Annotated in this window: 12 protein-coding genes and 1 pseudogene; 4 read left to right on the top strand and 9 right to left on the bottom strand. The window is 45.0% G+C overall.

Annotation, left to right across the window (positions count from 1 at the left end):
- The 3 genes from GY843_RS04380 to GY843_RS04370 all read right to left on the bottom strand — a co-directional run.
- The coding region (locus GY843_RS04380; protein WP_297306922.1) for a hypothetical protein at window positions 1-872 on the bottom strand (872 nt) is incomplete at its 3' end.
- A 461-nt stretch (window positions 873-1,333) separates the two neighbouring features.
- Window positions 1,334-2,176 carry a sulfurtransferase gene (locus GY843_RS04375; protein WP_297306921.1) on the bottom strand — a complete coding sequence of 281 codons (843 nt, stop codon included), beginning with the start codon at window positions 2,174-2,176 and terminating at the stop codon, window positions 1,334-1,336.
- A gap of 19 nt (window positions 2,177-2,195) precedes the next feature.
- Entirely contained in the window at window positions 2,196-3,473 is a 1,278-nt protein-coding gene (locus GY843_RS04370) for a tryptophan--tRNA ligase (RefSeq protein WP_297306919.1), read from the bottom strand.
- Window positions 3,474-3,728: 255 nt separating this feature from the next.
- Between GY843_RS04370 and GY843_RS04365 the strand changes: the two genes are divergently transcribed.
- Together GY843_RS04365 and yaaA are read left to right on the top strand one after the other, a co-directional pair.
- A complete protein-coding gene (locus GY843_RS04365; RefSeq protein ID WP_297306916.1) occupies window positions 3,729-4,007 on the top strand; it encodes a hypothetical protein in 279 nt (92 codons plus the stop codon).
- A 403-nt stretch (window positions 4,008-4,410) separates the two neighbouring features.
- Window positions 4,411-5,187 (top strand): peroxide stress protein YaaA, encoded by a 777-nt coding sequence (gene yaaA, locus GY843_RS04360; protein WP_297306914.1) that lies wholly within the window; start codon window positions 4,411-4,413, stop codon window positions 5,185-5,187.
- Between the two features lie 81 nt (window positions 5,188-5,268).
- Here yaaA and GY843_RS04355 read toward each other — a convergent pair whose 3' ends face one another.
- From GY843_RS04355 to GY843_RS04340, 4 genes are read right to left on the bottom strand one after another with little or no spacing between them, the layout of a single operon-like run.
- Window positions 5,269-6,159, bottom strand: coding sequence for a TIM44-like domain-containing protein (locus GY843_RS04355; protein ID WP_297306912.1), 891 nt, complete (start codon window positions 6,157-6,159; stop codon window positions 5,269-5,271).
- A gap of 17 nt (window positions 6,160-6,176) precedes the next feature.
- Window positions 6,177-7,052, bottom strand: a complete 876-nt coding sequence (locus tag GY843_RS04350) for a DMT family transporter (protein ID WP_297306911.1) — start codon at window positions 7,050-7,052, stop codon at window positions 6,177-6,179.
- 30 nt (window positions 7,053-7,082) lie between these two features.
- A complete protein-coding gene (locus GY843_RS04345) occupies window positions 7,083-8,780 on the bottom strand; it encodes a potassium channel protein (protein WP_297306909.1) in 1,698 nt (565 codons plus the stop codon).
- A gap of 21 nt (window positions 8,781-8,801) precedes the next feature.
- Entirely contained in the window at window positions 8,802-9,185 is a 384-nt protein-coding gene (locus GY843_RS04340) for a DUF6394 family protein (protein WP_297306907.1), read from the bottom strand.
- Between the two features lie 183 nt (window positions 9,186-9,368).
- On the opposite strand from GY843_RS04340, the gene GY843_RS04335 reads away from it, so the two are divergent.
- Together GY843_RS04335 and GY843_RS04330 are read left to right on the top strand one after the other, a co-directional pair.
- The gene (locus GY843_RS04335) at window positions 9,369-12,194 is read left to right on the top strand and encodes an insulinase family protein (protein WP_297306905.1); all 2,826 of its coding nucleotides are present in this window, start codon (window positions 9,369-9,371) and stop codon (window positions 12,192-12,194) included.
- A 72-nt stretch (window positions 12,195-12,266) separates the two neighbouring features.
- Window positions 12,267-12,905: an SGNH/GDSL hydrolase family protein gene (locus GY843_RS04330; RefSeq protein WP_297306903.1), complete on the top strand. Its 639-nt coding sequence runs from the start codon at window positions 12,267-12,269 to the stop codon at window positions 12,903-12,905.
- A 47-nt stretch (window positions 12,906-12,952) separates the two neighbouring features.
- Here GY843_RS04330 and GY843_RS04325 read toward each other — a convergent pair whose 3' ends face one another.
- Together GY843_RS04325 and GY843_RS04320 are read right to left on the bottom strand one after the other, a co-directional pair.
- Window positions 12,953-13,462: a hypothetical protein gene (locus GY843_RS04325; RefSeq protein ID WP_297306901.1), complete on the bottom strand. Its 510-nt coding sequence runs from the start codon at window positions 13,460-13,462 to the stop codon at window positions 12,953-12,955.
- Window positions 13,446-13,774 (bottom strand): annotated as a pseudogene (locus GY843_RS04320) (exodeoxyribonuclease I); the annotation flags it as partial. The pseudogene GY843_RS04320 and the gene GY843_RS04325, both read right to left, overlap by 17 nt.

Here is a 13,774-nt window from a genome sequence, read left to right as displayed (position 1 = left end):
TCTACAAAAATTTCGTACTCATGGCCTTCAATCAGGGAAACACCAAACCAGTCCTGATCGCCGCTGGTTTCAATACGACCTGTCACCTCTCCATTGATCTGAGTGGTACCTGCAGTCTCCGGAGTCTCGCCGTAATCATCTACAGGCAGGTTCGGGAAAAAGTCATAGCCACCCAAATTAACAGCATCTAAAAGTGCTTGATTCCAATTAACAGGATCCTGCGAAGCAGTAGGATGGCCTATTTTATCGTAGCTCCAACCTAACCAGACTATTTCACCTGCCCCATAATTCAATACGGTAACGGCAGATCCATAATCTGCAATAGACAGATAATCCCCGTCATATAAGCTCACCGCATCCTCATCTGTTAGCGAATCATTTCGGATGTAGGTGCTGAAATCATGCTGTTCAAGCGTGGCTGAATTATCTGAAAAATCGGTATCCGTCGCTGCTGCTGTAATTGAGATATTTGCTGTCACTGACCCACTCGTGAGAGTGGTGCCAAAGGTGTCATTGATAAACTGAAGATCCGTACTTCCATAGCGCCCGCCAAAGGCGATTAAAGTTCCACCTTGGGCAACAAATGATTCCAATACAGAACCAAAATCATAAGCTTCCAGATGATTGAAATTCTCTCGAGCGGTTAATAAGAAAACATCTTTCCCCGCTAATTCAGCAGCGAGTTGAGCGGGAGTTATAGCTGTATCACGTGTTGGAGCACTAGAAGTGCGAGTGACTGAGGTAAAACCCAAGGAAGATAACTGGGACTCTAAACTGATTGCTTCATTATACCAACCTGCGGAGGTATCCCACGTATAATACGGATTGTCAAAAATCAGTATATTCAAGCTCGAGTTAGCAATAGTCATCATCAACTCCTGTTCCTTCTGGAAAGACTAAGACTTACTGCCGATTTTTTGCCAGTGAGCCTGACGGGGTCGTTTATAGATAATTGTTTATAAACTGATCGATATCAAGTATAGATTTTCATAGCCCGTAGCAAGGGAGGAAATTTAGGAGGGGGGGGATTTAGTGGTTTAGCTGTTAGGATTATTGTAGATGAAACTACACCTTTGCTTAGGTACCACTTTTTGAGAACGAATAGAAAAACTAAAGCTGTAGATTTTTATGATGGACATTACATCACTTTTCTTGATACCGAAGTTAACTATATAGACAGAGCTCAAAATATGTTTCTGGATCCTTAGCATACCGATTTAGCATCAAAGCTCCCGCAAAGCTTCTCGGTATCAGTGTTCCATCACTTCTAATTAAGAGCTATTTCATCCAATTAAATCTCGGAAACACTCTACAATAATCCATTTAAAGACAACTATTTCTTATCCAACACCACAGGCCTATTGGGATCACGAATCCACTCACTCCAAGAACCCGAATAGATTCGGCTGCCTGTGAGACCTGCAATTTCCATAGATAATTGATTGTGGCAGGCGGTTACACCCGAACCACACATATGCACAACCTGATCAGGTGCCGCCCCCTGCAGCACAGCTGACCATTCTTCATGTAGTTGCTCAGCAGATTTGAAAAGCCCATCCGCTAAATTATCAGTTAATGGACGATTCTCAGCACCAGGCACATGCCCTGCAACCGGGTCTATCGGCTCAACTTCACCGCGATAACGTTCTGCAGCACGGGCATCTACCAGTAAAATATCTCCAACAGAAAGCTCCTGCTGTAACTGATCAACACTCAGATTCATCACGCCATGCAGCTCAGGTGTGAATCCTGATTCTCTAGCTTCAGGTATTTCTGTAGAGCAGGACTCAGCGGCTACCCAGGCAGGTAAACCACCGTCCAATACTGCTACTGCATCATGGCCTAACCAACGTAGTAACCACCATGTACGCGCTGCCATAGCGCCACCGCAGTCATCATAAACCACAACCTGTGTATTTTTATCTACACCAGACTGTGCAAGTTTTTCTGCAAGTTTAGTAGGATCAGGCAGCGGGTGGCGACCTGTATCGGGGGAAATAGGCGAGGACAGATCATTATCCAGGTGTAGATAAAAAGCACCAGGAATATGAGCTTCAGCGTAGGCTTGTTGCCCAGCCTCTGTATCCATCAGATTAAAGCGGCAATCAAACACTACCCAGTTTGGTTGGCCCAGATTCTGTTTTAGCGTTTCAACACTTACAATCGTCTGATACATAAACCTCGCCCTATTTTACTTACAGATAAGCTGCCAGTTCCTCTTGCAGCAGCTCCAACTCGTTTTGAGCTTTCTGTTTAGCTTTTTTCTTCAAGCCTTCAACTTCAGCTGTTTTTTCCGCTATCAGCTGCGCTGCTTCTGAAGCTTTATCTGCAGCATTCTCAACACGATCCAGCAGTGGCTTAAGCTGCATAAGAATAGCGCGACGACGCCCTTCCTCAGCACGAGCAATTGCTTCAGCAGATTTCTCTTTCTTCTGTTTCTGCTCTTCTTTGGCTTCAGCCACATAAGTCAGTGGTCGGATACCAGAAGCGATACGCACCTGATCCATCAGTGGAGTGGCAACTTCACGCGCTTTTTCAGCACCTTTAAGCAGAACCTCTTCCACCGCTCCCAGGTCATTCATCAACTCATTGTAACGAGCGCGCGGTTCAGCCAGTTTTGCATCAAGGAACTCAAATAGTTCCTTCTTCGCATCACCCCAACCAATACCGTTCTCAAACTGCTGACGCATAGCTGCAGATTCCTGCTCATTTGCGAAGTAGCTGTAGAGCTGGAAGATGGTGCTGTTATCAGCATCTTTAGGCTGGCCTGGCTCAAGTGTGTCTGTTTTGATCTGCTTGATCAGTTTGTAAAGTTCATCAGCTGAACAGAACAGCGGGATAGTGTTGTCATAACTCTTGGACATCTTACGACCATCCAGACCTGGAATCAGCTGAGTCTCTTCATCCACTACCGCTTCTGGCAAAGTGAACAAGTTCTTGTATGTGTGATTGAAACGGCCAGCCATATCACGTGCCATCTCAATATGCTGGATCTGGTCCTTACCAACCGGGATCAGATCTGCATTAAACATCAGAATATCCGCCGCCATAAGGATCGGATAGCTGAATAACCCCATGGTCACGCCATCATCCAGATCGGTTTTACCCGCATCACGGTTAGCATCTACAGACGCCTTGTAGGCATGGGAACGATTCATCAGACCTTTGGAACACATGCAGGTCAGAATCCAGGTAAGTTCCGTAATTTCAGGAATATCAGTCTGACGATAGAAAGTCGCTTTATCCGTATCTAGACCCAATGCTAACCAGGTAGCCGCAATTTCACGGGTAGATTGCGCCACTCGCTCTGGATCATGACATTTGATCAGCGCATGGAAATCCGCCAGGAAATAGAAGTTGTTGTAGCTATCTCCCTGGCTCATCTCAATTGCAGGCTTAATTGCACCCAGGTAGTTGCCAATATGCGGAGTACCTGTGGTGGTAATACCGGTCAGAACGGTTTTCTTATCCATTACGTCACTTCTTCTCTATATACGCCCCGTCTTAACAGGAATTAAGACAGTTAGCTCTGAAACTCTTACGAATGGCGGGTATAATACCGAAATATTTTGGAACCTACGAATAAGTAGGCGCCAACAAAGCTAGCTCTTAGATTTCTTAGCGTAGTTTCTGATGGTATCGTGCAGGCAATAACCCTAATGTCGAACTTACGCAGTTGCGGGAAGATGCTAAAAAGAGCGAAAAAATAACAATAATTCGAGATAGCTATGACTGATTCTATTGCTTCCTGGATAACTCTATCCGCCCTTATTGCCAGTGTAGGCTGGTACATCCACCAAAGTTCAGATCGCAACATCAATAACATCATGATGTGCATTGCCTCAGGTATTTTATGTCTATTTGGTGGTTTTCTGATTTCCGGCCTTATCATGAAAATAACCGGCAGTTTTGACAGCGCCCTGATCCCTGCCCTGCTTGTTTGCGTAGGTACCGCAGCATGCACTGTGGGACATACCGTTTATATTAAGAAAAAAGCGCTGAATTAGTTAAGACTCAAAAAGTCCGCAACAACGGGTGTTATTGATAAAAGCAATCAAGGCCATAAAAAATGTGGCCTTTTTTGTGCCTGCAGTCAGAGGTAATATGGAACCTACGAACAAGCCCCTGCTGTTTCTGCAAGAGCCTGCCGTGCGCAAATTCTAGGCGCAATCTGCTGCTAATGGCCATAGTCCTTATCAAAGATTGCAACAACGAAGTTGTGTGCGGCAGACCTTGCCCTACGGGGCTATCAGTTTGATGCGTACTCTACGTTTTCGCTTTTTGCAAGGTCCAGACATTACTGCAAAGCGCTGCCTTGATTACACATCAAACTGAAAGCCAGAAGTTAGCAAGGGCTTATTCGTAGGTTCCTTGTCTTCTCAACATTTTAAAAGATAAAAGATCACCTCTATGCTGATTGTCGTTTCACCTGCAAAAACTTTGGATTACGAAACTGCTCCAATTACCAGCAGTTTTACCCAGCCTCAATTCCTGGAGCATTCTCAGGTTCTGATCGATGAGCTGAAACAGCTATCAGTGCAGGATGTGGCTGAGCTGATGAAGCTCAGTGACAAACTTGCCAGCCTTAATGTAGCCCGCTTTGAATCCTGGATTCCGGAATTCAACCAAGAAAATGCAAAACAGGCGGTACTGGCATTCAAAGGTGATGTTTATACTGGCCTGGATGCTGAAAGCCTCTCAGAAGAGGAACTACAGTTTGCTCAAAACCACCTACGTATTCTCTCTGGTCTGTATGGTGTGTTGAAACCACTGGACCTGATGCAACCTTATCGCCTTGAGATGGGTACAAAACTGGCAAACAGCCGTGGCAAAAACCTTTATGAGTTTTGGGGCTCAATCATCAATGATCAACTTAACAGCGAACTCAGTCAGTCTAAAGAGTCTGTATTGATCAATCTCGCTTCAAACGAATATTACAAAGCAGCCAAAGAGAAAAATATTCAGGGGCGTATTATCACTCCAGCCTTTAAAGACTGGAAAAACGGCCAATATAAGATGATCAGTTTCTACGCTAAGAAAGCACGTGGTTTGATGACCCGCTACATCATCGAAAACCGGATTGAAGACCCTGAGCAGCTAAAGGGGTTTGATCTGGAAGGCTATCGCTTTGCTGAAAGCATGTCTGAAGGTGACAACTGGACCTTTATTCGTGATCACGATGAATAAGGACCGCCAGAAAGTAAAAAGCCAAAGCAATTGCTTTGGCTTTTTTAATTCTTCTAGTTTATTTTGCTAGGACTGAGCTGATCAGTTCTGTTGGATACCAATAATAAACCAGTCGGCATTCTCTTTTGTCATATCCCGTGACAGGTGCCAGGTTTCATTAAACTCGGTTGTCTCTTCAGCATCTTCCTTCAACCAACCATAGAAGTTAATGCTTACAATGACTTCATCTTTGTTGTCGATAAAGTTCGCAAGTTCAGACATTACAGATACAACTTCAGTCACCTGATCTGCAGGAAGCTTCGCACGCTCTTCCTGTAAAACCTTGAACAGATCATCTGATGTATAAGTGCGGATCTCATCCCAGTTACACTTATCCCATGCATCCTGAAGCTTCATAAAGTGGCTACGAGCACCTTCAAGAAATGCTTCTTCATTAAACCAGGATGGCACTTTGATCTGACTTTCTTCACCCCAGCCCGAGCTGAAAGAAGGCATAGGTTTAAATTCCGGAGTGGACTCCTGTTGCGCTTCTCGCTGTTGGGCCTGATGCGGATTAATCTCGTACTGCTGCGCACCCTCGTTGGCGTAGGTTGGTTGCGGCTGAGATTGCCTGCGCATCGACATAATTTTATAGATAATGAAGATCACCGCTGCAATCAGCAGTAGATCCATAAACTGGATACCATCAAAAGCGCCACCGAATAATAGTGCACCAAAAATACCACCCGCCAGCAAACCAGCCATTAGCCCACCAAAGCCTTTACGTTTTGGTGTAGTTGTTGGAGCTGCATTCTTTTGGGCCTGATTTGGAGCCGCTTGCTTCTGTTGTGTAGGAGCAGGTTTTGCCTTTTTTGGGGAAGAGAAACTTTTACCTAATGAAAAACCGCCACCCAGACGTTTAGCTTCAGCATGTTCTGCCACTGGAAGCGCAATCAGAAAAACCGCCACTAATGTGGCTAAAAATGTTCGCATTCGCTCTACTCTTCTAATTATTTCTTATGAAAAGCACTACCCGAAAGTACAGCTAGGTAGATACCACTAAATATTAATGCCATGCCGACCAAATGGAAAGTCTGGACTTGCTCACCCAAAAAGATTATCGAGAGAATCATGCCCCAGAGCGGTACTAGATGGATGAATAATCCACTACGCTGCGCCCCCAGCTTCTCTACGCCATAGTTCCAAAATAGATAAGCAAGAATAGAGGGAAACACCGCCAGGTAAGCGAATAGCAGATATAGATCATTATTCCACTCTATTGCAGGCGCCCCCTGCATCTCCCACCAGGAAAGAGGCGCTAGAATAACAACCCCAACAACCAATGTGGTCGAAAAGAAAGCAAAGGCACTAAGCTCCTTTGGTTTCCAGCGCAACCCGATGCTGTATATCCCCCAGATCAGCATTGCGAAAATTATCCAAAGATCACCTTTATTAAATTCCAGCTGAAATAATCGCTCAATTTGGGCCTGGCTAATCAGAACCAACACGCCTGCCAGAGAGACCACCACACCCAACCACTGTTTCAGCGATGCCATCTCCTTTAAAAAGATGGCACTAAGCAACAAGATCATGATCGGCATTGTCGACTGCATTAGTGTTCCATTCATCGCAGTTGTCGACTGCAAACCCAGATAAGCAAAGGTATTAAATCCGGCTACGCTCAACGCCCCCAACACAAATAAACGTGCACCATTGGCCAGGATCAGTTCACGATTTCTCCATAAGGCAGGCAAGGCGAAAGGCAGCAAAACTAGTAACGCAGCAGCCCAACGGATAAAAGCCAATGTAATCGGCTCAATATCGGTAGAAAACGCTCGACCGAGGACAAAGTTACCCGCCCAGAACAAAGTAGTCAGAGCCAACAATAGATAAGCCAGAAAAATTACCTCAGAGGATCAGCTGCTGGTTCGCTTGAGCATCCGTGCGAGTAGATTATTACTTGCGTCATTACCAGTCAGAATATACTGCAGTACATTATAGTTATTTGCTGTCCATTGCATACGACGGTTGGATTTATTCAGACCACAGATCAGTATCTCATCGTCTGGCTGGAGAAGATCCAACTCACCCGGCAACATTTCAATGTGCTCACCACGACGCAGCATCAGGGGGAAAGCATGTAGATTACGTTTTCTATCGAATGGATTCTTAAAGAACAGTGACAGCTTTAGTTCTTCACCCTGCGAAAACGCCTGCATTAGAGCAGGAGTTTCCTCCTCTCCGATGGTAAATGCCCAGCTATCAAGCTCCTGATCACCGACCACACTACTCATACGGTTAATCAACGTATGCGCCCAGACATCATCATATTTTTCTTGCATCTGTTCGATAAACACTGGGACCAGTGGCGATTTCACATGAGCTAGAATACGGTTTGCGATAATCCTACCGGGCTCCATAATAAAGTCGGCCCGACTGTTTTTGAACACCAATTTATTGGCGTGAATATTCTGCCGCACAACGGTCAGAATCTTAGGATTCATCTCACGGGCAGTCATGATTATCGATAGGTTGTCCGCATCATTTGGCGTACCTGCCACAATGCCTACTGCATCCATTACACCCGCTTCAGTAAGTGTAACTGCCTCTGTTCCCACACCCGTCACCTGATGCGGCAGATCCTGTATTTTGCTGGCATTGATATCAACAACAGTCAGATCCACATCGCTCTCATCAAAGGCTCGGTATAGCGCCCGACCAAAACGGCCATGACCACAGATAATCCAACGGCCTTTAGTGCGCTGATAGACACTCGATAGAGGTCGATGGAACGGATTATGGATCCAGTCATAAACCAAATGCATATATGGTGCATGAGCAGCCAAAGAGAGGTATTGAGCGAAGGTGCGGAAAGGATCAACAACAAGATCCGTACCAAAAGACTGCAAATTGCCTGTTGTGATATCCGATTCAGTACGACTGATTACCATCCTATCAGGGCACAATAGCTTACTCGCAATAGCAATGGATAAATTAGTCTGATCATTATCGGTAACCGCCATTACACCTATACATTTCGGATGCTGTAAACCCGCATCATCTAGCACATCAGGCAAAGCGGCATCAGCACACAGGGCAGGAACCTCAAAAGATAGGTCATCCATCTCCAAAGCATCTATGCGGTCGCTCTCTATATCCAACACAACCACATGAATATCTCGTCGAACCAGCTGCCTAACGATAACACTGCCAGTCACGCCGTAACCGCATATCAGATAAAACGGCTCATTTATCTGGGCTATATTTCTCTTAAAAGAGCGCCTGCGTAGCATTCGGCCGAACATAGGCTCCTGCAACAATGCAAGCGAGGTACCTATTCCGTATAACCAAGCAATAACTGTCGCGTAGATAGAGAACAGCGTCCACATGCGTTGCGCAGGTGTAAAAGCATAGGGAATCTCACCAAAGCCAATGGTCGAACCCATAAAAGACACAAAATACGCAGCATGGAAGAAATCCATGTGATAGACATTACCCTGATCATCCTGACCAGGGATCGACACAAAGCCAAGTATAGAGATGGAATACACTACAATCAGTGTAATCAGCGGTGTCCGCAGGCGGCGAAGAAACAGGTAGATGACGTTATTCATCAGAGCTGCTCAGTCTTATAATCAGCGACGCAGCATTGCTGATTCAACCACCAGCAGAATAACCGAGATAATGTTGGCCAGTAGCGCACCAGCACTCAGAGAGACAACACTGGACATATTTGAAGGGTTCATCCCAACCCCACTAATCTGCTCTGCATAGCCCCAGATACATGCAGCAACCACAAGCTGCAGATCAGCCACCAAGGATGTAGCAAGCATCAATGCGCCCAGATGAGTTCGGTCACCAAACTTAAGCACCGTACAGATCATACTCACGACAATTGCCGCAAAGAACTCGTAAACGTTATGGTGTTCCGGGTTCTCTATATCGCCCAGAAAAAAACCAAAGTTCAGGGTCAAAGCCAACACGATGAAAAATGCGAAAATCACCTTCTCTTTGTTCATAACATTCGTCCCAGAGCGTTAAGCCTGCTATTTTTTTCGATTGTAACACCATAGTGTTCTATTAAAACCTGCTAAAAATCAACTAATAACGATCTTTGCAGAGATAACTTTCTTCCGGGAACCCCAGCCGTTATTCTTGGTCTCATTGTTTTCTGTGATAAATAATTTAAGGCATTAACCACAATGTTTTCCGTTTTATCTGTACGTACACCTCTACTGATTATTTTTGTTTCGCTTTTCAGCCTTAACCTTCAGGCTGCAGTAGAGAAAAGCCCTAACGATCCCAAACTCTATGAAAGCTTTACTCTGGATAACCAACTGGAAGTACTGCTCATATCCAACCCGGATGCAGACAAAGCTGCAGCCTCTATGAACGTTGCAGTAGGTTCCAGCGCCAACCCAGAAGATCGTGCAGGGCTAGCTCATTTTCTAGAACACATGCTGTTTCTCGGTACAGACAAATACCCTAGCGCAGATGAATACCAAAGCTTTATCCGCTCCCATGGTGGTGGCCATAACGCCTATACCTCTCAAGAAAACACCAACTACTTCTTTGATGTCAGCGCAGAACACCTTGAGCCAGCCTTAGATCGCTTTGCCCAGTTTTTTATCGCGCCGCGTTTTGATGAGAAATATGTAGATCGTGAGCGTCATGCAGTTCACTCGGAGTATCAGGCGAAAATAAAAGATGATTTCCGTCGTGGTTATGCAGCAACCAAGCATGTAATGAATCAGGAAAACAGCTACAACCGTTTTGCTGTGGGCAGTTTAAAAACGCTCGCCGATCGCGAAAACTCAAAAGTTCGCGACGAACTGATCAAATTCTACGAGCAGTACTACTCAGCCAATCTAATGTCACTGGTGATACTAGGCAAGGAGAGCCTGCCAGAGCTTAAGCAGATGGTGCTGGAAAAATTCAGTGCGGTAAAAAACCGCAACGCTAAGCCGTTCCATGCCGAAGCCCCGCTGTTCCGAAAGGATCAACTTCCGCAGCAGGTAGTTATTGAGCCGGTCAAAGATATCCGCTCGCTGTCTCTGACCTTCTCTATCCCAGAGTTCCGAAGTCAATGGCAGAAAAAGCCTCTCTACTACATCAGCAACTTAGTTGGTTATGAGGGCAAAGGCAGCCTGTTGTCACTATTAAAAGAAAAAGGCTGGGCTACTTCACTTTCCGCTTCACCTGGGCATAGCCTGAACAATCAGGGTAGTTTTATGGTAAACATTAGGCTTACCAAAGAGGGATTAGATAACTATTTGGCCGTTACCCAGCATGTTTTTCAATATATTGAGTTAATGAAACAACAAGGCCTAAGAGCCGATCTGTTTGCTGAAGAGAAACAACTGAGTGCTATCCAGTTCCGCTTTCAGGAACAATCGGAACCGATCCACTTAGTGAGCGCTCTTTCCAGCCAGATGCAGCATCTGCCAACGGAGCAGGTAATTTCCTCTAACTACACCTTCACTGAGTTTGATAAAGGCCTTATCAACAGCTATCTGGCAGAAATCAAACCTGAAAATCTATTTCTGAATATTAAAGCTAAAAACCTGGAAACTGATCAGGTAGAACCTCATTACAAAGCACCTTTCAGTGTACGCGGCTTAACCGAACAGGAAGTGATCGGGCTTCAGGTGAAGCAGATTGATCCTAAGCTGACCATCAGAGAACCAAACCCTTATATTGCCAAAGACCTGAATATCCTAAGCAGTGATGATGGGGAAAAGCCGAAGTTAATAAACTCTAAAGAAGGATTCAGCCTCTGGTTCCAGCAAGATACAGAATTCAATGTCCCTCGTGGTAACTTCTACTTCTCGGTACAAAGTACGTTAGCCAATCTAGATGCCAAACATTGGGTTCTAAATTCACTCTTTACCGAAATGGTACAGGAGCAGCTTAACGAGACCTTATACGATGCCTACCTTGCTGGCATGGGTACAGAGATCTATCCACATATGAAGGGCTACAGTGTTCGCCTATCTGGGTACAACGATAAACTACACCTGTTATTACTGCAGGTAGTAGACGCACTTAAAACACCCGAATTTGATCAAAAGCGCTTCGCTATCCTTAAACAGCGCTACACCGAAAAACTGAAAAATAGCTTTAACGACAAACCCTATAATCAAACGACTGGACGCATGTTTGAACTGCTGATGTCCCAGGCAGATAAACGTAGTCAGTTGGATGCAATTGAAAATATCACTCTTAAAGACCTACAACATTTTTCAATCCAGTTCCTCAAAGCTCCTGCTATAAAAGCTCTGGCTCACGGCAATCTTACTGAAGAATACACGCAGAACATGGGGGAACAGGTAAGAAAGGCGCTGCTACAGGATACAACTGCCGCAACGCCAGCTATTACAGTCACGCAGTTACCTCTTGATACACCTCTGACTGAAACGCTGGATATCGAACACAACGATGCCGCGATCGCAGTTCTGCTGCAGGGAGAGAACAACTCGGCGAAAGCACGCGCTGAGTTATCAGTGCTTTCAGAAATACTTGCCTCTCCCTTCTACAATCAGATGAGAACAGAGAAGCAACTGGGCTACATCGTATTTGCAACGCCACTGCAGATGAACAAAACACCAGGACTAGGCTTTATTATTCAATCGCCTAATACAGATGCAGTGACTCTGGAACAAAATATCAACCAGTTCCTGCAAGAATGGCAAAGCAACCTAGATGAATTCGATGTTGATTCACTTAACCGTTTTAAAGCCAGTGTTCTCTCCCGTATCACCAAGAAAGACAACAAACTCAGTAGCCGCACCAAACGCTACTGGCGTGAACTGGATTGGGGAGAGCTGAGTTTCGATACCCGTCAACAGCTCGCTGAAGCTGTTCAGAAGGTTAGCATTCAGGATCTGCAACAGAGCTATAAACAGCTGCAGAAACGCCGTTTAACTGTGCGCAGCTTTGGTACAAAGTTGAGTTCTAACCATACTCTTGAAGTCACTGAGGCCAAGAGCTATCTGGAAGGTAATAAATCAATTGTTCCTGATGTTTAGTGCAGCAAATAGCATTCGTTAAAATACACATACTCCTAGTAAAAATATTAGAAGAAGGAATTTCTTAGCGTTATGGAAGAAATATTAGTCTACTCAGATAGCCTTACATGGGGCATCATCCCGAATACACGTAATCGCTTACCATACAAGAAAAGGTGGCCTGGCGTTTTTGATGCAACATTAAAAGAGCTTGGCGTAGATGTCAGGGTAATTGAAAACTGTCTTAATGGGCGCAGAACAGTATGGCCTGATCCATTTAAATCAGGACGTGATGGCTCTGAGCATTTAGCTCAAACAATTGAAATGCATTCACCACTGAAACTTGTAATTATCTTGCTAGGTTCAAATGACTTTCAGTGTACTCATGACAATAACGCGTGGCTGTCAGCTCAAGGTATAGCCAAATTAATTAACACTATACGTACAGCACCAATCGAACCGGGTATGCCCGTGCCACAAATAATGGTTGTGGCCCCGCCTAAAATCATTAAACCTAAGGGAGCTATCGCTAATAAATTTGCCAATGCAGAACAAAGATGCGTCGGTTTTGTTCAGGAGCTTGAAGCTGTTGCCATTGAACATTCTGTACTGTATTTCGATTCAAATACTGTAACTTCAGCTAGTGAAGTCGATGGCATCCATTTAGACGAAGCTCAGCATGAAGTGTTAGGTAAGGCTATAGCTCACGAAATTAAGCAAAAAGTATTCTAACAAAACGCCATCATAAAAATGCGCTTGGTGAACCGGGCGCATTCAACTCAAGGTTTAACGATAGCTCGCCCTTTATTATCTGACTCTTCCTGCTTTAACGCCTGCTGCTTTTCTTGAGCTTTCTCAATTGCCTTGTAGTAAACAGAATCTTGCTCTTCGGGTTTCTCTAGCTGTTCACAACCTTCACCTAGAATAAAGCAGCGGGCTTTGATCTCATCTTCACCTATCTGCACAAAGATCTTATCTTCACCTTTGAGTGGTGGGCGCTTTGGTTGGCCAACAGGCACTTCACGCACTTTAGGTTCTACGAAAGGAATAACAACGGGCTCTGGCAGATTATCCGGTAGCTCTTTTGGCTTAACTTCGGTCATTCTTTCTTTATCAAATGTGCCACGACGCCAGTCTTTATAGGCCGTTTCACCATCAACCGTACCGTACAGATAGCCTTTTACCGCCGTAACCTCATATTGGATCGGTTCTTCAAGCTGCTCCTCCGCCATCGCGAAAGCTGCAACAAGTGTTAGCGGTAAGATTATCCAGTTAGTATGCTTCTTCAAAAGGCTCATCCATCGGATAGATTGCTTCGGCATATACAGCCAGCTCTTCCAGTATATGACGTTTATTATCGTCCATATCCGGTTGACCATAGAGCTCATTGAGGCGTTCATAAAAACGCTCCATAGTTAGATGACCGCCTTCACCCTGTAAAAGTTTACTTTGGCGATACTCTTCCCAACGCATCTGCTCCTCATGACTAAGAATATTAGGGAAGTTCCGGGCTTTATAACGCAGCAACATCTCCTCCAGACGATTATCCTGGAATGGCAGGTCAAGCTCTGCCAGTTGCTCTGGGTTGGATTGGCGCACCT

This window comes from Neptuniibacter sp., assembly GCF_024231755.1.
Lineage (GTDB): Bacteria > Pseudomonadota > Gammaproteobacteria > Pseudomonadales > Balneatricaceae > Neptuniibacter.
The sequence above is the reverse complement of the archived record's forward strand: the minus strand, read 5'-3'. Positions and strand labels throughout refer to the sequence as shown.

Coding starts and splice junctions, on each gene's coding strand:
- GY843_RS04375 (WP_297306921.1), bottom strand. CDS start 2,176: ATGTATCAGACGATTGTAAGTGTTGAAACGCTAAAACAGAATCTGGGC.
- GY843_RS04370 (WP_297306919.1), bottom strand. CDS start 3,473: ATGGATAAGAAAACCGTTCTGACCGGTATTACCACCACAGGTACTCCG.
- GY843_RS04365 (WP_297306916.1), top strand. CDS start 3,729: ATGACTGATTCTATTGCTTCCTGGATAACTCTATCCGCCCTTATTGCC.
- yaaA (WP_297306914.1), top strand. CDS start 4,411: ATGCTGATTGTCGTTTCACCTGCAAAAACTTTGGATTACGAAACTGCT.
- GY843_RS04355 (WP_297306912.1), bottom strand. CDS start 6,159: ATGCGAACATTTTTAGCCACATTAGTGGCGGTTTTTCTGATTGCGCTT.
- GY843_RS04345 (WP_297306909.1), bottom strand. CDS start 8,780: ATGAATAACGTCATCTACCTGTTTCTTCGCCGCCTGCGGACACCGCTG.
- GY843_RS04340 (WP_297306907.1), bottom strand. CDS start 9,185: ATGAACAAAGAGAAGGTGATTTTCGCATTTTTCATCGTGTTGGCTTTG.
- GY843_RS04335 (WP_297306905.1), top strand. CDS start 9,369: ATGTTTTCCGTTTTATCTGTACGTACACCTCTACTGATTATTTTTGTT.
- GY843_RS04330 (WP_297306903.1), top strand. CDS start 12,267: ATGGAAGAAATATTAGTCTACTCAGATAGCCTTACATGGGGCATCATC.